This window comes from Collimonas pratensis (assembly GCF_001584185.1).
In the GTDB taxonomy this organism is placed as follows: Bacteria; Pseudomonadota; Gammaproteobacteria; order Burkholderiales; family Burkholderiaceae_D; genus Collimonas; species Collimonas pratensis.
Map to the genome: position 1 here is coordinate 97,393 of NZ_CP013234.1, position 21,511 is coordinate 118,903.

17 protein-coding genes are annotated in these 21,511 nt (G+C 62.1%); 14 read left to right on the forward strand and 3 right to left on the reverse strand.

Going from position 1 to position 21,511, the window contains the following annotated elements; all coding sequences use genetic code 11:
- The first annotated feature begins 57 nt into the window (after positions 1-57).
- Both CPter91_RS00480 and CPter91_RS00485 read left to right on the forward strand, forming a co-directional pair.
- Positions 58-1,755 carry a serine/threonine protein kinase gene (locus CPter91_RS00480; RefSeq protein ID WP_099047145.1) on the forward strand — a complete coding sequence of 566 codons (1,698 nt, stop codon included), beginning with the start codon at positions 58-60 and terminating at the stop codon, positions 1,753-1,755.
- A 27-nt stretch (positions 1,756-1,782) separates the two neighbouring features.
- On the forward strand, positions 1,783-2,256 hold the full coding sequence (locus CPter91_RS00485; RefSeq protein ID WP_061935518.1) for a TssQ family T6SS-associated lipoprotein: 474 nt from the start codon (positions 1,783-1,785) through the stop codon (positions 2,254-2,256).
- Between the two features lie 7 nt (positions 2,257-2,263).
- On the opposite strand, the gene CPter91_RS00490 is transcribed toward CPter91_RS00485, so the two are convergent.
- The gene (locus tag CPter91_RS00490; protein ID WP_061935521.1) at positions 2,264-3,181 is read right to left on the reverse strand and encodes a LysR family transcriptional regulator; all 918 of its coding nucleotides are present in this window, start codon (positions 3,179-3,181) and stop codon (positions 2,264-2,266) included.
- Positions 3,182-3,290: 109 nt separating this feature from the next.
- On the opposite strand from CPter91_RS00490, the gene CPter91_RS00495 reads away from it, so the two are divergent.
- From CPter91_RS00495 to CPter91_RS00510, 4 genes are all read left to right on the forward strand, one after another.
- Positions 3,291-4,556 carry an SGNH/GDSL hydrolase family protein gene (locus CPter91_RS00495; RefSeq protein WP_061935524.1) on the forward strand — a complete coding sequence of 422 codons (1,266 nt, stop codon included), beginning with the start codon at positions 3,291-3,293 and terminating at the stop codon, positions 4,554-4,556.
- A gap of 181 nt (positions 4,557-4,737) precedes the next feature.
- Entirely contained in the window at positions 4,738-6,813 is a 2,076-nt protein-coding gene (locus CPter91_RS00500; protein ID WP_061935527.1) for an NADPH-dependent 2,4-dienoyl-CoA reductase, read from the forward strand.
- A 700-nt stretch (positions 6,814-7,513) separates the two neighbouring features.
- Complete coding sequence (gene pip / locus CPter91_RS00505) at positions 7,514-8,497, forward strand: prolyl aminopeptidase (protein WP_061935530.1); 984 nt, start codon at positions 7,514-7,516, stop codon at positions 8,495-8,497.
- A gap of 73 nt (positions 8,498-8,570) precedes the next feature.
- Positions 8,571-9,077, forward strand: a complete 507-nt coding sequence (locus CPter91_RS00510) for a BON domain-containing protein (protein WP_061935533.1) — start codon at positions 8,571-8,573, stop codon at positions 9,075-9,077.
- 6 nt (positions 9,078-9,083) lie between these two features.
- On the opposite strand, the gene CPter91_RS00515 is transcribed toward CPter91_RS00510, so the two are convergent.
- Complete coding sequence (locus CPter91_RS00515; RefSeq protein WP_236905910.1) at positions 9,084-10,433, reverse strand: cytochrome-c peroxidase; 1,350 nt, start codon at positions 10,431-10,433, stop codon at positions 9,084-9,086.
- 103 nt (positions 10,434-10,536) lie between these two features.
- Positions 10,537-12,948 carry an alkaline phosphatase family protein gene (locus CPter91_RS00520; protein WP_061935536.1) on the reverse strand — a complete coding sequence of 804 codons (2,412 nt, stop codon included), beginning with the start codon at positions 12,946-12,948 and terminating at the stop codon, positions 10,537-10,539.
- A 213-nt stretch (positions 12,949-13,161) separates the two neighbouring features.
- Here CPter91_RS00520 and CPter91_RS00525 point away from each other — a divergent pair, with 213 nt between their 5' ends.
- The 8 genes from CPter91_RS00525 (at position 13,162) to aspT (ending at position 21,452) form a co-directional block, all read left to right on the forward strand.
- Positions 13,162-13,629 (forward strand): hypothetical protein, encoded by a 468-nt coding sequence (locus tag CPter91_RS00525; RefSeq protein WP_061935539.1) that lies wholly within the window; start codon positions 13,162-13,164, stop codon positions 13,627-13,629.
- Positions 13,630-13,741: 112 nt separating this feature from the next.
- Complete coding sequence (locus CPter91_RS00530) at positions 13,742-15,004, forward strand: glycosyltransferase family 9 protein (protein WP_061935542.1); 1,263 nt, start codon at positions 13,742-13,744, stop codon at positions 15,002-15,004.
- A 48-nt stretch (positions 15,005-15,052) separates the two neighbouring features.
- The gene (locus CPter91_RS00535) at positions 15,053-16,192 is read left to right on the forward strand and encodes a branched-chain amino acid ABC transporter substrate-binding protein (protein WP_061935545.1); all 1,140 of its coding nucleotides are present in this window, start codon (positions 15,053-15,055) and stop codon (positions 16,190-16,192) included.
- Positions 16,193-16,331: 139 nt separating this feature from the next.
- Positions 16,332-17,000, forward strand: coding sequence for a helix-turn-helix transcriptional regulator (locus CPter91_RS00540; RefSeq protein WP_257722460.1), 669 nt, complete (start codon positions 16,332-16,334; stop codon positions 16,998-17,000).
- 90 nt (positions 17,001-17,090) lie between these two features.
- Positions 17,091-17,723: a glutathione S-transferase family protein gene (locus CPter91_RS00545; protein WP_061935548.1), complete on the forward strand. Its 633-nt coding sequence runs from the start codon at positions 17,091-17,093 to the stop codon at positions 17,721-17,723.
- 74 nt (positions 17,724-17,797) lie between these two features.
- Positions 17,798-19,069, forward strand: a complete 1,272-nt coding sequence (locus CPter91_RS00550) for an ATP-binding protein (RefSeq protein ID WP_061935551.1) — start codon at positions 17,798-17,800, stop codon at positions 19,067-19,069.
- Entirely contained in the window at positions 19,066-19,599 is a 534-nt protein-coding gene (locus tag CPter91_RS00555) for a response regulator transcription factor (RefSeq protein WP_061935554.1), read from the forward strand. The genes CPter91_RS00550 and CPter91_RS00555 overlap by 4 nt, the downstream gene beginning before the upstream one ends.
- 167 nt (positions 19,600-19,766) lie before the next feature.
- Positions 19,767-21,452, forward strand: a complete 1,686-nt coding sequence (aspT, locus tag CPter91_RS00560; RefSeq protein ID WP_061935557.1) for an aspartate-alanine antiporter — start codon at positions 19,767-19,769, stop codon at positions 21,450-21,452.
- Positions 21,453-21,511: the final 59 nt, after the last annotated feature.

Below are 21,511 nucleotides of genomic sequence, written 5' to 3' on the forward strand. Positions count from 1 at the left end.
CGGAAGACGTGTTGATCAAGATCCTAATAATATTGCTAACGTCGAAACCAACTGAACATGCAAAACGCCAAATCGGTTGACCCGCAAGAACCGTCTGCAACGGCCGTCGAGAACTGCCTGCCGAAAGGTACGCGCCTGGCCGATTTTGAAATCATCGGTGTGATCGGCGAAGGCGGTTTCGGCATTGTCTACTTTGCCTTCGACCGCTCGCTGCGGCGCATGGTCGCCATCAAGGAATACATGCCGGGCGCCTTTGCCGGGCGCGGCCCGGACAAGAAGGTGGTGGTGCGTTCGCAGCGCCACCGCGAGACCTTCACCATCGGCCTCAAGAGCTTTATCAAGGAAGCGCGCCTGCTGGCGCAGTTCGACCATCCGGCCCTGATCAAGGTGTACCGCTTCTGGGAGCAGAACAATACCGCCTACATGGCGATGCGTTATTACGAAGGCCGCACGCTCAAGAGCGTAGTGCAGAACTCGCCGTCCCAGGTCACGGAAGCCTGGCTGAAAAGCATGCTCAAGCCGATGCTGGAAGCGCTGGCAGCCATGTACCGGGTGCAGATCCTGCACCGCGATATCTCACCCGACAACATCATGATCCAGAAGAGCGGCGAGGCGGTGCTGCTGGACTTCGGCGCGGCGCGCCAGATCATCGGTGACATGACGCATTCGCTGACGGTGATTCTGAAGCCGGGCTATGCACCGATCGAGCAGTACGCCGACGACGCCATGATGAAGCAAGGGCCATGGACCGATATCTATTCGCTGTCGGCGGTGATTTATTTCGCCATCAAGAAAACCGCGCCGCCGACTTCCGTGGCGCGCATGATCCAGGATCCCATCGAGCTGCTGCAGAACGGCGAGCACAGCGGCTTCAGCCAGGCCTTTCTGGCGGCGATCGACAAGGGACTGGCGGTCAAGCCGGATGATCGTCCGCAATCGATAGAAGAATTCCGCCAGTTGCTCGACCTTGAGCTGTCGGTGCCGATGCCGATGCCCGACAACGATGCCGTGCCGCCCTCTTCGTCCAGCGCCGCCAAGCGCAAAGCGGGCGCCGCCGGCAGCAAACAGGATAGCAAGCACGACGGCAAGCAGGGTAGCAGCGCCCAGGTGGCCGCTACTGCAAATGTAATGGAACGGTCGCTGCGTGCCCCTGCCTTATGGATTGCGGCAGCAGTCTGCGTACTGGCCGCCGGCGCCTATCTGTGGCTTAAGCCAGCGCAACAGCAGCCGGAAGCGCCGCTGGTGGCAGCGCGCGCGCCGGCAGCAAAGCCGGCGCCGAGCGCGGCCGTGGCCGGCGAGCAGATCCTGGACGAAGAAACCATTGGTTGGGAAACCTTGAAGGAACTGAAAGACGTTACGCCGCAGCAGATTACCGCGTTCCTGCAGAAATACCCGAACAGCAAGCATGCCGAGCTGGCCCGTGCCCGGCTGACAGAACTGCAAGGCAAGAGCGTGGCAGAAGCTGCCGCTAAAGCGGCCGAGGTAAAAGGTGTGGAAAGCAAAACCGCAGAGCTCAAGCCGGCAGAAGTAAAAGTGGCCGATGCCACCGGCGTGGTGGCGCTGACCATTAAACCGTGGGGCAACGTGAGCGTGGATGGCAACCTGAAAGGCGCCAGCCCGCCTTTGAAAAGGCTGGTCCTGGCAGAAGGCAAGCATCAGATCAAGGTGGCTAATCCGAGTTTTCCGGACAAGGTCTTTGAAATTGACGTCAGCCAGAAAAAATCGCGTAGTATCGACTACAATTTTTCGCCCTAATCAACGCATTCCAGCCAGGCACATCTCATGACCATTTCTTTTTACCGTAGCGGCAGCGCCGCCATGATCGCTGCGATCTTCGCGCTCAGCGCTTGCGACACCATCGATACGGCAAAGACGCCGGCTGCGACCGGCCAGGCCTCTGCTTCTTCCTCCGCGCCGGCGGCGGTTGTCGCCGCGCCCCAGCCGCCGCCGGCGCCAGCCGCCTTGACCGATGGCATCGCCCTGTACAACAAGGGCAGCTACAGCGCCGCCATCAAACGCCTCGCCAACGGCCAGGAGATCTGGTCGGCGGATACGTCATTCCAGACCGAAGCCTTGAAATACATGGCGTTCAGCTATTGCGTCACCTCGCGCCGCAAGCTGTGCAAGCAGCAGTTTGAAAAGGCCCTGAGGCTCGATCCGGCATTTGACCTGGCGCCGGGCGAGCAAGGCCATCCTTTGTGGGGTCCGGTATTCAACCAGGCCAAGCGCAGCGTGGCCGCCAGCGCCAAGAAATAAGATCGTCCTAGCGGCCGAACACGGGAGCGGTAAATCCCGGCAATGCCGGAATCCGCTCCGCCATGAATTGCATGAATACCGTGGCGCGCAGGGATTGATAGCGGCGCGACGGATACAGCAGCGAGGCTTCCTGCCCCGCCGCGCTCCAGGCTGGCAGAACGCGCTGCAGCTGGCCGCTTTCCAGCAGGTCGTGCACCAGCCAGGATGGGCAGATGCCAAGGCCGGCGCCCATCAGGAAACTCTCGCGTATCGCCAGCGAACTGTTGACCAGGTAGCCGCTGCGGGTGGCGATCTCGACCGTGCCGCCGGGGCCGTTCAGCCGGCTCACTTCGCCGTTGGCCGGGCGTGCAAAGCCGATATAGCGATGGCTGGCCAGGTCCTGCAGGCGGCGGATCTTCGGGTGGCGCGCCAGATAGGCCGGCGCCGCCACCAGATAGCGCTGCGCGCTGGCGATCTTGCGTGCGATCATGTTGGGCGGCAGCGTGCCGGCCAGCCTTAAGGCGACGTCTACGCCGTCTTCCACCAGGTCGACAAAGCGATCGTTCAAGACCAGCTCGACCTCGATCTCCGGATATAACGCCAGAAATTCCAGCACCAGCGCGTTGACCCGCAACTGGCCGAGACCGAGCGGAGCATTCACGCGCAACAGGCCGGCCGGCTTTTCGGTCAGGCCGCGGGCGTCGCTGACCGCCTCATTGAACTCTTCCAGCACATGTTTGGCGCGCTCGTAAAACCGCTTGCCTTGCTCGGTAGCGGTAAGGCTGGTGGTGCTGCGTTCCAGCAGGCGCACCCCAAGCTGCTTTTCCAGCGCGGCGATGGTTTTGCTGACGGTCGGCTGCGTGCTGTGCTGTTCGCGCGCCACCGCCGACAGGCTGCCGAGTTCGACCGCGCGGACGAAGCTGCGGCAAGCTTTGATTTGATCCATATAATTCCAGTTTGGAATAAGAGATATGCAATTATGCGCTCTAGTGAATTAATCTGGAATGAACTATCTTGAATGCATGCGGATTTCCGCCTGACCAACAGGAGCATTCATGAAGCACCAGAAAATTCTCGCCATCCTGGCCACGCTATCGATGTTGAACGGCAGCGTGCTTGCCGCGGCGGCGCCGGAAGCGCCACCGGCGACGCTGCATTGGGTCGCCAGCTGGAGCGCCAGTCCGCAACCGATCTGGGAGGCCGGCTTCGCTTTGTCGACCAATATTCCGGCAAGCCTGTCGAACCAGACCGTACGCCAGATCGCTCGCATCAGCCTGGGCGGCAAGCGCGCCAGGGTAGTGCTGTCGAACGAGTTCGGGACTACCCCGCTGACCTTGGACGCGGCGCATATCGCGCTGGCCGGCGACGGCTCCGGCATCGTCGCCGGCACGGATCGCACCCTCACCTTCGGTGGCCGCGAAACGGTGACGATTGCGCCGGGCGCGCCGGCGGTCAGCGATCCTGTCGATCTTGAACTGGCGCCGCTGGCCCAAGTCGCGGTCAGCATCTTCCTGCCGCAAATCACGCCGCTCACAACCTTCCACTGGGACGGCAAGCAGACCGCCTACATCGCCCCAGGCAACCTGACGGCGGCGCCCCTGATCGATGCCGCCCAGACCATGGACGCACGCTTGTTCCTCAGCACGATCCTTGTCGAGGCGAGGCCCGCAACGCGCGTGGTGGCGGCTTTTGGCGATTCGATCACCGATGGCGGCGGTTCTACTGTGAACCGCAACCAGCGCTGGCCCGACCTGCTGGCGCAGCGCCTGGCCCCACAGGATGTTGCGGTGATCAACGCTGGCATATCCGGGGCCAGGGTGCTGAGCGACAAGATGGGTGTCAACGCCCTCGCCCGCTTCGAGCGCGATGTGCTGAACCAGCCGGGCCTCGACACCGTGATCCTGCTGATGGGCATCAACGACATCGGCTGGCCCGGCAGCAGCTTCACGCCGCAGGACCCAGCTTTGGCGGCGGAGCGCTTGATCGACGGCTACCGGCAGCTGATAGCGCGGGCGCGTCTGCATCATGTACGTATCGTCGGTGCTACCTTGACACCGTTCGAGGGCGCGTTGCAGGACACCGAGCTGAAAAGCTATTATTCCGAAAGCAAGGAAAAGACCCGGCAAGCGGTAAATCGATGGATACGCGGCAGCGGCCAATTCGACGCCGTCATCGACTTTGACGCTGCCATGAGGGATCCGGCACATACGGGGCGCCTCCTGCCAGCCTACGATTGCGGCGACCACCTGCATCCGGGCGATGCTGGTTACCGCGCCATGGCCGAGGCGATAGATCTGACAACTTTACTCGGCCGGCGCTGAGTAAGCTGAGTATTGCTGAGTAATCGAGGACGGGATCTAAATAGGTTTTTGACTCTAATCGGCGCTAAAACAGGGCTTTTGCAGCGATCTGCCGCAGCTTTTCAGGTAGATTCCAGCCCTGTGGCAAACTGTTGGCGTTTGCCGTGGCTCCTTGAAGAATCTACAAAACCACTAGAGACCTATGTCCCATCCCGCATACCCTCATCTGCTCGCTCCACTCGACCTTGGTTTCACCACGCTGAAGAACCGGGTGGTGATGGGCTCGATGCACACCGGCCTGGAAGACCGCTTTTTCCACTACGCGAAGCTGGCGGAGTATTTCCGTGCGCGCGCCAAGGGCGGCGCCGGGCTGATCGTCACCGGCGGCATTTCGCCTAACCGGCAAGGCTGGCTGCTGCCCTTCGGCGGCACCATGAACAGCCTGGGCGATATCTACAACCATCGGCGTGTGACCCGCGCGGTGCATGAGGAAGACGGCAAGATCGTGATGCAGATCCTGCACTCTGGGCGCTACGGTTATCAGCCGCTGGTGGTGTCGGCTTCGGCCATCAAGTCGCCGATCTCGATGTTCAAGCCGCGCGCGCTGAGCGAACGCGGCATCCAGTCCACCATCGATGCCTATGTGCGCAGTGCGACGCTGGCGCAGCGTGCCAACTACGACGGCGTCGAGATCATGGGCAGCGAAGGCTATCTGCTCAACCAATTCCTGTCGCCGCGCACCAACCACCGCACCGACCGCTGGGGTGGCAGCATCGAGAACCGCATGCGGCTGGCGGTGGAGATCGTGCAGCGCATGCGGGCGGCGGTGGGCGAACGCTTCATCATCATGTATCGCTTGTCTTTGCTGGACCTGGTGGGGGGCGGCAATACAGGCGAGGAAGTGGTGGCGGTGGCGCAGGCTTTGGAAAAGGCTGGCGTGACGCTGATCAATACTGGCGTCGGCTGGCATGAGGCGCGGATTCCAACCATTGTCACGTCGGTGCCGCGCGGCGCTTTCCGCGAGGCGACGGCGCGTCTCAAGCGCGCCGTCGGGATACCTGTGATTGCTTCGAACCGCATCAATACGCCGGAGGTGGCGGAGCAGATCCTGGCCGAGGGGGACGCCGACATGATTTCGATGGCGCGGCCGTTCCTGGCCGATCCGGAATTCGTGCTGAAGGCGCAAGAGAACCGGGCCGATGAAATCAACACCTGCATCGCCTGCAACCAGGCCTGCCTGGACCATACTTTCCAGAACAAGCGCGCCAGCTGCCTGGTCAATCCGCAGGCTTGCCATGAGACTGAGCTGGTCTATCGTCCGGTCGTCAAGGCGCGGCGGGTAGCGGTGATCGGCGCCGGGCCGGCGGGTTTGTCGGCGGCCAGCGTGGCGGCCGAGCGGGGGCATCAGGTGACCTTGTTCGAGGCGGCGGCGCAGATCGGCGGCCAGTTCAATATCGCGATGCAGATCCCGGGCAAGGAAGAGTTCAGCGAAACCATCCGTTATTTCCAGCGCCGCCTGGAGCGCACCGGTGTCGAGCTGAGGCTCAATCACCGGGTCGACAATCGGCAGCTGGAGGCGCAGGGCTTTGACGATGTGATCGTGGCGACCGGGGTGGCGCCGCGCAGTTTGCGGATTCCGGGTATCGATCATCCGATGGTGCTGTCTTACCTGGATGTCTTGCAGCGCAAGGCGGCGGTGGGCAAGCGGGTGGCGGTGATCGGGGCGGGCGGCATCGGTTTCGACCTGTGCGAATTCTTGCTGCACGACGCGCATGTGCCTTTACCGGTGCCGATTGCGGAGTGGATGGATGAGTGGGGGGTGGATCCTTTGGCGTCAGCAGCGGGTGGCTTGCGGCCTCCTGTTGCGGTGGAGCCGGTGCGGGTGATTCATCTGCTGCAGCGTAAGCAGAGCAAGGTCGGGGCTGGCCTGGGCAAGACATCGGGCTGGGTGCATCGTAGCGTGATGCAGCGGAATGGGGTGGAGATGCTGGGCGGGGTTGAGTATCAGCGGATCGATGACCGTGGTTTGCATATCTCGGTGGGTGGCGTCAGCCGTTTGCTGGAGGTGGATAACGTGGTGATTTGCGCGGGGCAGGAGTCGCTGCATGAGCTGGTGCCTGCTGATGCGATCGTTCCAGGCAAGCCTGGTGAACCGGTCAGGACCAAGGCGCAGCAGGCCGGTCTGCGCTACCACCTGATCGGCGGCGCCTCGTTCGCCAGCGAGCTGGACGCCAAGCGCGCCATTCGCGAAGGTGCAGAATTAGCCGCATCGCTATAAGTGAAGTCAATCGGGGTCAGAGTTTTTTTCGCGGCTTTTCGCGAAAATTACTCTGACCCCAATTGACGGACTACTGAGTGAGTGCGGCTGCATTTTAAGTTTGCTCTGATTTGGCAGCGTCTACGCGGGGAACGCCGTAAAGCAACGGCAACTTAGTTAAATAGGGTCGGAGTTTTTTTTCGCGGTTTTTGCGAAAATTACTCCGACCCTATTTAACGGGCTACGGAGTGAGTACGATGGCATGCTAAGAACGAACAGCGGGTTGCTAAAACGTTTGCTACTCCGTGGAGGCTTGCCGGGGGTAGCCCGGCAGCTAGTCACTTTTTCTTGCTTCGCCAAGAAAAAGTAACCAAAAAGAAGGCGACCGCACAGCCGTTGCCCTCCCTTCGGTCGGGTCCCCAAATGAGGCGGGTGCCAGTCGGATGGGACACAAACTCGCTTCGCTCAAACATGTGTCCCATAATTCCCGACTGGCACCCGTCGGGGACCGGAGGGAAGGCAACGTCAGCATGCGGGGTACTTCAAAAGCAACCCCAGCGTCAAAACCAACGGCAACGGCAACGGCAACGGCAACGGCAACGGCAACGGCAACGGCAACCCCCTACCCCACCGCACTTGATTGCTGCCATTTTCATCTGCTGAACTGCTCCGCCAGATTTGTTATGATCATTGTTCTCCACTCCCACAAGGAAACCATTTCATGACTATCAGCCAACCCGCTGTGCCGCAAACTCCTCCGCAATTGCTGGGCCTTTATCCGCCGCTGGAACCGTTCAAGTCGGGCATGCTGGATGTGGGGGACGGGCATCAGGTTTATTGGGAAATGTGCGGCAATCCTGCCGGCAAGCCGGCGGTGTTCTTGCATGGCGGGCCGGGCGGGGGTTGCAATGCTGACCATCGGCGCTTGTTCAATCCTGCAAAGTACTGCGTCATGCTGTTCGACCAGCGCGGTTGCGGGCGCTCCACGCCGCATGCGAATCTGGAAGCGAATACAACCTGGCATCTGGCGGCGGATATCGAGCGCCTGCGGGAAATGGCGGGAGTCGATAAATGGCAGGTATTTGGCGGCTCCTGGGGCAGCACCCTGGCGCTGGCGTATGCCGAGAAACATCCTGAGCATGTCAGCGAACTGGTGTTGCGCGGGATTTTCACCGGACGGCGCGAAGAAATTCAATGGTATTACCAGGACGGCGCATCGCGCCAGTTCCCGGACAAGTGGGAAGCTTTCCTGGCGCCGATTCCACCGGCTGAACGGCATGAAATGGTGCAAGCCTATAGCCGCCGTCTGACCGGTTCCGATGAGACCGCCAAGCTAGCGGCGGCCAAGGCATGGAGCGTGTGGGAAGGCAGTACCGTTAAGCTGTTGCCCGATCCGTCGCTGGCGCAGGCGCATGAAGATCCGGAATTTGCGATCGCTTTTGCCCGCATCGAAAACCATTACTTCATCAACGAATGCTTCTTTGAAGACCAGCAGCTGCTGCGCGATGTCGCCCGGTTGCGCGGCATTCCGGGTGTCATCGTGCAAGGACGCTACGATGTCTGCTGCACGCCGAAGACCGCGTGGGAACTGCACAAGGCCTGGCCGGAAGCAGAGCTGCATATTGTCGAGGATGCCGGTCATGCTTACAGCGAACCGGGCATCTTGCATCAGCTGATCACAGCGACCGACAAGTTCGCCGGCTGATACGGCGCAGCCGGAGTGCGTCCTGCGCTCCGGCCGTCTGTGGCGCAAGCACTGCTGCTTGAGGAGGAACGGTATGCTGCAAGCACGACGCTTTCGCGCTTTGCTGCCAGTCCTGCTGGCGGCATGCGCCATGCCGCCGCCGGCTCACGGCGAGATCCTGAAGAACTGGTTCAACGATCCCTTCATCCAGGTGCGCAACGCCGTGCCAGATTGTCCGCAGCCGCTAGGTCCCCTGGTGAGCGAGCAAGAGGCGCACAGGGAATCGCATTGGCGTACCGAACGCGGCACCAGTTGCTGGCTGGCCGGCCAGTGCAGCAAGCCGAATTCTTATCTTTACGATGCGCCGATAGCGCAGGTCGTGCAGGCCCATTTTGCTGCGGATCCGGCGTTCGCCCGCAGCAGCCTATGGCTGACTTTCCAGCGCCGTTTTGTCTGGGTCGAAGGCTGCAGCGCCGACCCCGCCATCACGGCCGCGGCGCTGGAAGCCTTTGTTCGCGCTGCGCCGGATGTTGAACGTGTGATCGTTAACCTGCGCGCGCCAGGCGCCAATAAAGCGCCCTACCCGCTGGCGCCACCCTGACGATTCCTATTCAATGCGCGCTGCGCCCGCTTTGGCCGAATAGCCGTCGTTCAAGGTTTTCAGGAACGCGATCAGGTCGCCGATTTCCTCGTCGTTGAGAGCCGGCGCCTGGCCTTTTTTTCGATTCAAAGGCGCATCCAGGCTGTCGATATTGCCGCGGTAGCGTGCCGGCAGATCGTCATATTTCACTATCTTGCCGTTGACCTTGGGATACCACTTGCCAGGATCGGTATCGCGTTCCACATAAAAATGCAGCATGTCTTCCAATGTGTGGAAACGGCCGTTATGAAAGAACGCGCCGCGCGTCGCCACGTTGCGCAGGGTCGGCGACTTGAACATGCCGCAGAACTCTGCTTCTTTCGCCATGTCCTTGCGGTCCGGGCCGCAGATGCCGAGGTCGGCATAGCGCGGATCGCGGTTGGCGGCGATCTCGGGATTGCGTGGCACGCCGAGCGCCTGGAAACCGAAATCGGTAAACTGCGCCGGCCGTCCTCCCGGCCCGGGAGTGTCGACGTGGCACTTGGCGCAATTGCCTTTGTCCGGATTGTTGAACAAGCCGTAGCCGCGCAGTTCCGCTGGCGTGAAATCGGCATTGCCCGCCATCGCCGCATCGAACTTGCTGGTGTAAGGATGGAAGCTGGGATCTTCGGTCTGGAAGGCTTCCAATGCCAGCGTCGCCTGTTCCAGCGCTGCCGCAGGCCGCTCGAAGATATCGGCGCCATAGACTTGCCGGAACTGCGCCACGTAACTGGTCTTCTGCAATCTGGCGACCACCGCGGCAGGATTCGGATTCGCCATCTCGTTCACGTTTAGCAGGGGAATCAAGGCCTGCTCATGCAGCGAATTGACCGCACCATCATGCGTGAAACCGCCGGTCGGCCCCTCGTCTTCGGTGTCGTCCGGCCCCGGCACATAGTAATGACGAGTGAATTTTGGCGTGAAACCGAGGTAGCGCAAGGACGGTACGGCGCGCGTACCCTGCCGCTCCATGCCGGCGCCGCCCAGTTGCACCGCCAATCCGTTCGGCGGTCCGTAAGCATGGTCCGGACTATGGCAGGTAGCGCAAGACATCGTGCCGGAAGCCGACAGGGAAGCATCGAAAAACAGTTGCTTGCCCAGCTGCGCCGCCGCACTCAGCGTAGCCGCCGGCTCAGGATAGCGCACCCACATTTTCAAGCCCGGCTTCGGCGTAGCCGGCACTGCTGCCATCGCTACCGCCGCGGCAGAAGCAGCAACATCAGCATGTGCCGGCGCCTTGGCGTCATGGCAGCCGTCCAGCAACAGCGCAGCCGACGCCAGCACGGCAATCACCCCGCCCCCCTCCAGGAACCCCAGCCCACTATATCTGCTGCTCAAGACGTTTGATCCATTCCCATATAGTTGCCGCCACCTTTTAATTGGGGTCAGAGTCGAATATAGCCGTAGCGACATATTCGACTCTGACCCCAATTAATGGGGCTTAGAAGTTGAACATGGCCATCAGGTCGCCGACGGCGCTGGTGTTGACCGGGCGGTACTGGTCGGCGGCGACGCTGACCGGGTTGGGCAGGTTGTCGCGGCTGCGCGGCGAGAGCGGCGGCAGGCGCCAGTTGCGCTCGATGAATTTCAGCACCGACGAGTGATCGTAGTAGGTGTGGTCGATAAAGCCGGTGCGGGCATAGGGCGAGACCAGCAGGAAAGGGATGCGTGGGCCGTCGCCGAAGAAATCGACGTTCTGGATGTAGCCGCTGTCGAAGTGGCCGCCGCCTTCATCGGTGGTGACCAGGATCGCGGTATGCGCCCATAGCGTCGGGTTGGCCTTGACCTTGGCGATCAGGTCTTGCAGGAAGGCTTCATAGCGGGCCGGGGCGGAATAGCCGGGGTGGCCGCTGTCGAGATTCTTCGGCACCACGAAGGATACCGCCGGCAGGGTGCCTTTGGCGACGTCGCTGTAGAAAGTGGTGAGGCCGGCCAGGCTGGATTTCAAGCTGCTGTTCATCACATTGCTGGAGGCCACCAGCGGGTCGCCGATGGCGTTGTACTGCGCGCCTTGCGCGACCGCCACCGGGAAACCCAGGGCGGCGGCGTCGGCCGTCACGTCGGCAATTTCGCGGCCGCCGGTATACCATTTCCAGGCGACGTTTTTCTTGGCCAGGCCTTCGGCGATGGTCGGCACGGTTTGCGGCGGGTAGTTGTAATTGTTGGGGCCGATAGGCTGGACGTTGCCGTTCATGTCGTAGCCAGGATTGTAGTTATTCACCAGATAGTATTTGCCGGCGTCGCAATTGCTCTTGACCTTTTTGCCGCTGAGGAAATTCAAGATCGCGCCGACACCCGGTTGGCTGGCATCCGAACAGTTGACGTAGGAACCGCCCTGATAGCCGTCCTGCGAATAGAAGTTCGGCGTTTGCGCCAGCGGATTCGGGTTTTCGATCTGGTTCGCCGGCGGTGTGCCGACGGCGCCGCCGTTATTGAAGTAAGGCAGGTCGCCGGTGGCGATGGTGAAGAAATTGGCGCCGGTGCCGCCCATGATGCCCTGATGGTAATTGTCGCTCAACGCATATTGCTGCGCCAGCGATTTGAAGTAAGGGGCGTCGCCGCTGGCCATGTTGAGGAAGCCCATCAGTTCGCCGCCCTGCCCTGGATTGCTTGGCGTGATGCCCTTGGTGTCGCCGCCCTGGCCGACGGTTGCCGCTACCCAGGTAAACAAGTCGAGCTTGGAATTATCGCCGCCGGTCTGCTGCCACATCTGGAAGAAGCGATGCACCGGATCGCCGGTCTGGGCGCTGGCGGCGGTGCCGTAGGGCGCATACTTGGTGAGCTGGAACGGCCCGCTGGGCAAGTTGGCGGGGAAACGCGTATCCGGCACGCCGCCCGGATCCTGGAAGGTCGGCGCTTTCAATTCACCGATCGCCGTCGGTTGCGGCAGCGTGGCGTAGGCGCCGGCACGCGTCGGGTTGAGCGTATAGGCGGTTTGCGTTGCACCCTGGTTTTGCAGGGCCAGGCTGAAGTTCGGGCCAGGCGTGCCGTCGGTGTTGATGATGCCCTGCGAGAGCAGGTTCTTGACGGTCTGGCCGCTAGTCGGCTGGTAAGCGCCGAAGACGGCATCGAAGGTCTGGTTTTCGCCGACGATCACGATCACGTTCTGGATCGGCGTGGTGGTCGGACCGTTGTTCAGCGCCAGCACCGACTGGATCGCCGTCGCCGGCAATGCGCCGCTGATGTTGCCGCTAGGTGGAATCGTCAGCACGGCGCGGTTGGCGTCGGCGCCGACCGCAACCTGGCCGGCGTGGACGTTGAAGCGGGCGAGGTCGAACAGATTGTCGAGCGGGTCGCTGGCGGCAGCCCGGTAGACGGCGTTGCCGATCGGGTCGGTGGTTTCGCTGGCGGGTACGCCCAGCGCGGTAAACAAGGGTTGCAGCGGCAGGGTGACATCGCTGACTGCCTGGGCGATGCTGGCGGCGCTGATTTTCGCCGCGCTGATCTGCGCTGCGCTCGGGCTGCCGTTAGGGACCAGGCCCAGCACGCGCTGGGTCACCAGCGAAGTCAGCGGCGTCAGGTTGGCTTGCACTGCACTGCCGGCGCCGGGAATGATCACCGAAGACAGGGAGGCGGCGCTGCCGTCGGCGTCGTTGAACGGCGCCGTGAGGATGAAGGGCGCGGTGCCCTTCAGCGGCAGCGTGAAGTTGCCGCTGCCATCGGTCAGCGCTGTCTGCAGATTCTGGCCGCTGCTGTCGACCATGCTGACGGTCACCCCTGCCAGCGCCTTGCCGCTGGCGGCGACGCCGCTCACCGTGGCGCCGCCGGGGGTGAGGCTGTTGCTACTGCTGCCGCTGCAGCCGCACAGATAAACCAGCGTTGCGCACGCCAGCGCCAGGGGATGAAGTTTCATGAATGTATCCTGTGATGGATGGTTGAATAATCGGGCCGGAAGACAGGCGCAGCCAGCGTGTGCCTGGTTAGCTTTCTATTGTCACAAGCAAATGTGACTGCCTGATGTCAGGAAACTTTAGGGTTTGCGAAAAACAACAAACCGTTTAGAGTTAGCCGTCCATTGCGCCGAATACATTATTGTGTTGCGCTACAGAAATAGAAGGAAGGTCGTATGAAATTGTCTCTGCTTTCTTTGCTGCTGCTGGCCCTGGTTTCCGACAAGGTGCTGGCAGACGATATGCCGATGTCGATGCCGGACATGCTGGCTGACAAGGACGTGATGCAAGCTGCCAATGCCTGTCTGGCCAGGCATCCGCAAGGCGGCAATAGCTTTGTCGAAAACGTTTATCCGATGAACCGCGGCCTGGTCGGCGTCGTTACCGCCGACAGTTCCGGCCGCCGTTACGATTGCTACGCCGAACTGGAAAGCGGCAAGGTGCGCAATAGCGCGCCCATCATTGAACCGCGCGGACCATTGTTCGTCTCGGTGCGGCAGATGGCGGCGCCGCCCAAGGGCGAATGTTTCAGCAGCAGTCCGCTGGTCATCGGCCGCCAGCTGCAAGGCTGGCTGCTGACGCAGAGCGGCAAATGCAGCGGAGCGTCCTGGAATGGTATCGAGACTGTGCCGAAAAGCCCTTGAACCCAAGTTCGGCAACCCACCTGGCATCCTGCAGTATCCGTTAAGATATCGTCAATATCCTCCGTCCGCAGCGCCAGCTGCCAATATTTACAGCGAAAGTTCCCCAGTCCCTATGCCAGTTCTCGATGACCTGACGACTTCCTACACTGCCTATCAGCAGGAAACCAATGGCAAGACGGCGCTGGATCTCATCTCCCGGCTGCAGCAGGCCGGCAAGGCCGAGGACGCCATTGCATTGGCGCTGAAATGGTCGGGAAAAATGACCGTGCCGATACAGCGCGCGCAACTGGCTTATTTCATGAGTTGCCTTGGCCTCCTGGCGCAAGCAGAACCCATGCTGCAAGAGCTGCTGCCGCAAGTCGCAGCGGATGAAGAGATCTACTATCAGATCAGGCTGGAACTGGCGGTCGTCAAGTACGGATTGGGAAAATTTCACGAAGCGCGCCTGCTGCAGCGCTTGCTGCACCAGCCGAAGTGGTGTGAAGTATGGACTCGGCTGGCTTCGCAAAATCGCGACAATAGCTGGTTCTTGCCGTTCAAGGACAAGGTCCTGGATGAGCAGCCGGTGGCCGGCAAGACTATCCTGATCGGCGCTGAAGGCGGCATCGGCGACCTGCTGCAATTCTCTCGCTATGTGAAAAACCTGCAACAGGAAGGGGCTGCGCGGATCTATTGCCAGGTGCCTCCTGCGGCGCAGAGCCTGATGCTGAACAGCGGCCTGCCGATCGTGATTGTCGACGACAGCTTCAGCGGCATGCACGGCTGCGATTACATCACCTGGGCGTTCGCACTGTTTACCCGCTATCAGAAAAATCCTTACTTTCCCGTTGCTGCACAGGGCTATCTGGGACTGGCAGCCGATTATGCGCTGCCCGCCGGCATCCAGGAAAAACTCGCCGCAGGCAGCAGCGGCCGGCGCCGCATAGGGCTGGTCTGGCGCAGCGAAACCCAGGTGCGGCACGAACCCTTCCGCTCCATGGATCTGCAAGCGTTGGCGCCGCTGCTGGCCAGCGCCGACGCCGATTTCTTTTCGCTGCAGGTCGGCGCCTTGAGCGACGCCGAGAGACAGCTGCTGGAGCAGTACCGCGTAATCGACCTGGCGCCGCAGCTGCGCTCGTTCGAAGATAGCGCGCATGTGCTGGAACAGCTGGACCTGCTGCTGACGGTCGATTCAGCGCCGGCGCACTTGGCCGGCGCCCGCCAGCGCCCGGTGTGGCTGATGTTGGCGCAGGCCTGCGACTACCGCTGGTATGACTGCCAGCGCTTCACGCCCTGGTATCCTTCCATGCGCCTGTACCGCCAAGCCGAACTGGGTGACTGGGGGCCGCTGGTCGCCGCCATGAGCGCCGACCTGGCGCTGCAGGCTGGGGTATAGCGCATCTTTTAGGTAGAATCCAAGGGTTAATCAATATTGGGAGACAAAATGCAGATCAATGCCAAAACCACCCTGTTGGCCGCCGCTGTTGCCTTGACGCTGGCGGCTACCGCGCAGGCGCAAGAACAGGTAGTCAAGATTGCCCACGTCGGCCCGATCACCGGCCCGGTGGCGCACGTCGGCAAGGACAATGAAAACGGCGCGCGCATGGCGATCGACGATCTCAATGCCAAGCACCTGGTCATCGGTGGCAAGCAGATCAAGTTCGTGCTGCAGGCCGAGGACGACGGCAGCGATCCGAAACAGGCCACCAGCGTCGCCCAGAAACTGGTGGATGCCAAGGTGGCGGGCGTGGTCGGCCACTTGCAGTCGGGCACCTCGATTCCGGCTTCCAAAATTTATTTCGATGCCGGCATTCCGCAGATTTCGCCGTCCGCCACCAGCGCCAAATATACCGAACAAGGCTTCAACACCACCTTCCGCGTGGTCGCTAACGACGCCCAGCTCGGCGCAGCGATGGGACGCTATGCAGCCAAGACCCTGCATGCCAAGAAGGTCGCCGTGATCGATGACCGCACCGCCTACGGCCAGGGCCTGGCCACCGAGTTTCTCAAGGATGCCAAGGCCAACGGCGTCGATGTCGTGTCTACCCAATACACCAATGACCGCGCCACCGATTTCAGCGCTATCCTGACCGCGGTCAAGGCCAAGCAGCCCGACCTGATTTTCTTCGGCGGCATCGACGCCAGCGCCGGCACCATGCTGCGGCAGATGCGCCAGCTCGGCATTACCGCCAAGTTCATGGGCGGCGATGCGATCTGCACCGGCGCCTTGCCGCGCCTGGCTGGCGAAGGCTTGCTGGACGATCAAGTGTATTGCGCGATCGCCGGCGGCGTAGAAAACCAGGCGCCGCTGGATGCCTTCAAGGCCGCCTACAAGCAGAAATACCAGGCCGATATCGTTCAGTACGCACCGTATACCTACGATGCCGTAATGTTGATGGCCACTGCCATGCAGGAAGCGAATTCAGTCGACCCCAAGAAGTACCTGCCGAAGCTGAGCAAGATCCAGTACACCGGCGTCACCGGCAAGATCGCGTTTGACGCCAAGGGCGACATCAAGAACGGCACACTCTCGATCTATACTTTCCGCAACGGCCAGCAGACTTTGCTGTCGCTGACCAAATAGGGTTTTAGCAGGAAAAGCAGGAAGCGGCGGCCTGATGGCCGCCGCATTGCAATCCGTAACTACAATCCACACATAACGCAGCAAGTCACACAAGGAGGGCATGTTGGCACAGGCGTCAAGCCGCACCGGGCGCTTATTCATGCTGATGGACGCATTGCGCGGCCACCGGCGGCCGGTGACGGCGGCGCGGCTGGCAGAGCAGCTGGCGGTCTCGGTGCGCACCATCTACCGCGACGTCCAGACCCTGATCGAACTGGGGGCGCCGCTGGAAGGCGAAGCCGGGCTGGGCTATGTGCTGCGCTCCGGCTTTTTCCTGCCGCCGCTGATGTTCAGCGAGGATGAGCTGGAGGCCCTGGTGCTGGGGGCGCGCTGGGTGCAGCGCCAGGGCGACGCCGGTCTGACCCAGGCCGCTGCCAATGCGCTCAACAAGATCGCCGCCGCGGCGCCGGCCGACCTGCGCGACAACATGGCCAACATGGGCTTGTGGGCCGCCAGCTACCAGCAGGAAGCGGTCAACGACGTCGACCTGGGGCCGATCCGCGAAGCGATCCGGCGCCAGCACAAGATCAACATCTGCTACAGCGACGAGCACGGCAGCGCCACCGAGCGCCTGATCTGGCCGATTGCGCTCGCCTTCTTCGAGGGTAAGCGACTGGTGATCGGCTGGTGCGAACTGCGCGGCAGCTTTCGCCACTTCCGCTGTGACCGCATCAAGCTGCTGACTGTCACCAAGCTGCGTTATCCGCAGCACCGCAGCGTGCTGCTGCAGAGCTGGCGGCGCGAGAATGCCTTTGCTGAAGACCAGTAGGCGTTGCTTGTCAGAACGCTACTGACACAGACTGTCAGCAGCCCGGGGCTAAGATGGCAGCATCGTTTCAGCCACCCGGGAGATTTCAGCATGCGCCTTTATCACCATCCGATTTCCACCAATGCCCGCCGCGCCGTCATGACTGCCCATCATCTGCGCCAGCCGGTAGAGCTGGTGCTGCTCGACCTCTCCAGCAGCGAGCAGCGCAAGCACCTGCTCAGCATTAATCCGAACGAGAAAATCCCGGTGCTGGTGGACGGCGATTTCATCCTGTGGGAATCCTGCGCCATCATGCAATACCTGGCCGACAAGACCCCGGGCCAGACGGTCTACCCGGCCGAACTGCGGGCGCGCGCCGACATCAACCGCTGGATGTTCTGGTCGGCCCAGCACCTGGCGCCGGCGATCGCGATTTTTTACTGGGAAAATTTCATCAAAGGTTTGATCGGCGCCGGCCGGCCCGATCCGGTCGAGCTTGAGCGTGGTGCGGTCGACCTGGAATCGTTCGCCACCGTGCTGGACAATCACCTGGCGCCGCGCCAGTGGGTTTGTGGCGAAGGCCTGACGCTGGCCGACCTCGCGATTGCGGCGCCGCTGATGGCGGCCGCGCCAGGACGGGCGCCGCTGGCCCGCTACCGCCATCTGCAAGCCTGGTTCGGCCGCATGCAGGAACTGGAAGCCTGGCGCATGACCGCGCTTGAAGAAGAGCTGGCGGTGGCCTGAAGCGCAAGCAAATTCGATAGCCATATCGATAGCAATAACATAAGGTCCGGCGCCGGCAAGGATATAATCCGGCGATGGACCTCCTCCCGCTTTTCAGCACCCTGCCCCAGCACCAGATCCTCAGCCGCTTGATATGGATGCGCTGGATCGCCATCCTGGCGCAACTGCTGGTGATCGCGGTGGTGCATTTCACCCTCGATGTCGGCTTGTCCGCCGGGGCGCTGAAGTCCTTGTTTGGCGTGATCGGTGTGCTGGCGGTCTTCAATCTGCTGAGCTGGCGACGGACACGCCGCGTGCGGCCAGCCGGCGATCTGGAACTGTTCGTGCAGCTGTTGGCGGATGTCACCAGCCTGTCGCTGTTGCTGTACTTTTCCGGCGGCGCCACCAATCCTTTCGTCTCGTTCTATTTACCGGCGCTGGCAGTCGCTGCCGCCATCCTGCCGTGGCGCCTGGCGTTTGTGCTGGCGTTGTATGCGTTTGCCAGCTACTCCCTGCTGACCTATGTCTACCAGCCCCTGCATATTCACGACAGCAGCCGTGGCATGGCCTACCACCTGGCCGGGATGTGGGTCAATTTTGCTGTCTCGGCGGCGCTCATCACCTGGTTCGTGACGCGCATTTCCGCCAACCTGCGGCAGCGTGAGGCCCAGTTGGGCCAGGCCCGCGAACGCCAGCTGCAAGGCGAGCGGATGGTCGCGCTGGGCGCCCAGGCGGCGAGCGCCGCGCACGAAATGGGCACGCCGCTGGCGACCATCGCAGTCATTGCCGGCGAGTTGCGCAATGAAGCCAGGCAAAGTCCGGCGCTGGCGGCGTATGGTGCTGACCTGGCCCTGATCGAACAGCAGATCGGGCTGTGCAAGAACGCGCTCGAGCGCATGCGCGTCGATGCCGAGCCGCAGGCTGCGCTGGGGCCGCATGCGCTGAAAGAGTGGCTGGCAAAATTCATCGAGGCCTGGCGCTTGCGCTATCCGGCAGTCAAGCTGTCGCTGACCTTGCCGGAACAAGATGGCAAGAGCAGCCAGGTCCAGGTGCTGGGCCAGGTGTTGCTGACCCTGCTCGACAATGCTGCGCGCGCGGTGGCGGCCAATGGCGGGCGGATACAGGTGACGCTGACATTCGCCGGCGCCAGTGCACTGATCCGGGTGCAGGACGACGGCGCCGGCATCGCTGCCGAGCTTTTGCCGCGGCTCGGCTACCAGCCGGTGGCCAGCAGCGCCGTCGACGGCAAGGGCATAGGGCTGCTGCTGGCATTCGAGAACGCGCGCCAGATCGGCGCCGAGATCAGGCTGAGCACGCCATCCGCAGGAACCGGCACGATCGCCGATTTCACGCTGGAACTGGCATGAGTACTTTCCTGATCCTTGACGACAATCTGGTGTTCGCCGAGACGCTGGCGCGTTCGCTGGGCCGGCGCGGCTTCGCGGTGACGGTTGCGCATGACGGCCGGCAAGCACTGGCGGCGGCCAGCCAGACCGCTTTCGAACTGGTGACCATCGACCTGCAGCTGATGCAGGATTCCGGCCTGCAATGGATCGCCCCCTTGCGCCAGGCCTTGCCGCAGGCGCGGCTGCTGGTGCTGACAGCCTATGCCAGCATCGCCACCACAGTGCAGGCGATCAAGCTGGGCGCCGACAACTACCTGGCCAAGCCCGCCAATCTGGATTCCATCCTGCTGGCGCTGCAGCACGACAGCGCCGCCGCGGCGCCCGCCGCAACCATGGTGGCGGCACCCTTGTCGGTGGACCGCCTGCAATGGGAGCACATCCAGTATGTGCTGGCCCAGCACCAGGGCAATGTATCGTCGACCGCGCGCGCCCTCAACATGCATCGCCGCACCTTGCAGCGGCGCCTGGCGAAAAAGCCGGCGGCAAAGTAGACGTGTCGGATGCGGCAGCGGCAGTCGGACCCGATTGCCGATTCACGCCGTACGGCGTGCACAGTTTCCTTCCGGAAATAGCAATTCTGCTATGATGAAAATACCTTTTGGCAACTTGTCAAAATGCAATATCGATTGTCTACACTCGTCATGAAAGGATGTCCGTTATGGAATGGCTGCATGACCTATTCAAGAGATCCCCTGAAATAGCGCTGTTCTTGTCGCTCGCGGTCGGCTATTACATCGGCAAGATCAAGTTCGGCAAATTCCAGCTCGGCGGCGTCGCCGGCTCGCTGCTGGTGGCGGTGCTGGTCAGCCAGGTGGGTGTGCAGGTCGATCCGGGCGTCAAGGCAGTTCTGTTTGCGCTGTTCATTTACGCGGTCGGCTATGAAAGCGGTCCGCAATTCTTCAACTCGCTGGGCAAGCAGTCGATCCGCGAAATCATCCTGGCGGCGGTCCTGGCGATCACCGGCCTGGCGACGGTCGTGGTGATGGCGCGCCTGTTCGGCCTCGACAAGGGGCTGGCGGCGGGCATCGCAGCCGGCGGCCTGACGCAGTCGGCCATCATCGGCACCGCCGGCGACGCCATCACCAAGCTCGGGCTGGATGCGGCCGAAGTGGCGCGCCTGCAGGGCAATGTCGCGGTGGGCTATGCCGTGACCTATGTATTCGGTTCTTTCGGCGCCATCATCGTCTGCGTGAACATCCTGCCGAAGCTGATGGGCCGCAGCATCCGCGAAGACGCGGTCAAGGCCGAGACCGCCATGCAGGCCGGCGTCAAGGTGTTGGGGCCGGAGCAGCACGCGGCTTTGCCGGAGCTGGTCGGCCGCCTGTACGAAGTCACGCACGACAAGATCTCGGTCGAGGAAGTGGAAAATCTCGATCCGGCTACTGCCGTCACGATTGAAAGAGTCCAGCGCGGCGGCCAGGTGATTGAAGTCAATCCGCAGCTGCTGCTGCAGCCGCAGGATATCGTGCTGGTGGTGGGCCGCCGCGAAGCGGTGGTCAGCACCTCGGGCTTTCTCGGCAGGGAAGTGTATGCGGTGGAAGGCATGGAACTCACCATGCAGCACCGCGAAGTGGTGCTGACCAACAAGGAATTCCATAACAAGAGCGTGGCTACGATCCGCGAGGAAACCGCCGGCAAGGTGCGTCATGGCATCTACGTGGTACAGCTGAGCCGCATGGGGCAGGTGCTGGCGATGAAGCCGGAAACCATCGTGCAGCTGGGCGACGTGGTCTCCATCTATGGCGCCGAGCAAGACGTCAAGCGCGTCGCCGAGATTGTCGGCTATGTCTTGCTGCCGAGCGCCAAGACCGATTTCGTCTACCTGGGCGCCGGCCTGGTAGTGGGTTTGCTGGCCGGCCTGCTGGTGGCCAAGGTCGGTTCGATTCCGCTGACCCTGGGCAGCGGCGGCGGCGCCCTGCTCTCCGGCCTGCTGTTCGGCTGGTACCGTTCCAAGCACCAGTCGCTGGGCGCCATGCCGGCGGCCGCGGTACAGATCCTGAAAGACCTGGGCCTGGCCGGCTTCGTGGTGGTGGTCGGCCTGTCTTCCGGCTTGCAGGCGGTGCAGACGGTGCGCCAGCAGGGTTTCACCATTTTCGGTGTCGGCATGGTGGTGACCATCCTGCCGATGATCTTGACCATGCTGATCGGCCGCTATGTGCTGCGCTATGACAATACGGCGATATTCGCCGGTGCCCTGAGCGGCTCGCGCAGCGCCAATCCGGCTTTCGGCGAAGTGCTCGACAAAGCCGAGAACGCCATCCCCACCGTGCCTTTCGCCATCACCTATGCGCTCGCCAATGTGTTCCTGACCCTGCTCGGACCGCTGATCGTGGCGCTGGTCTGATTCGCTTCATCCGTTTGTGCATCATCTCGGGTCCGCTGCGGCGGACTCACACCAATCAA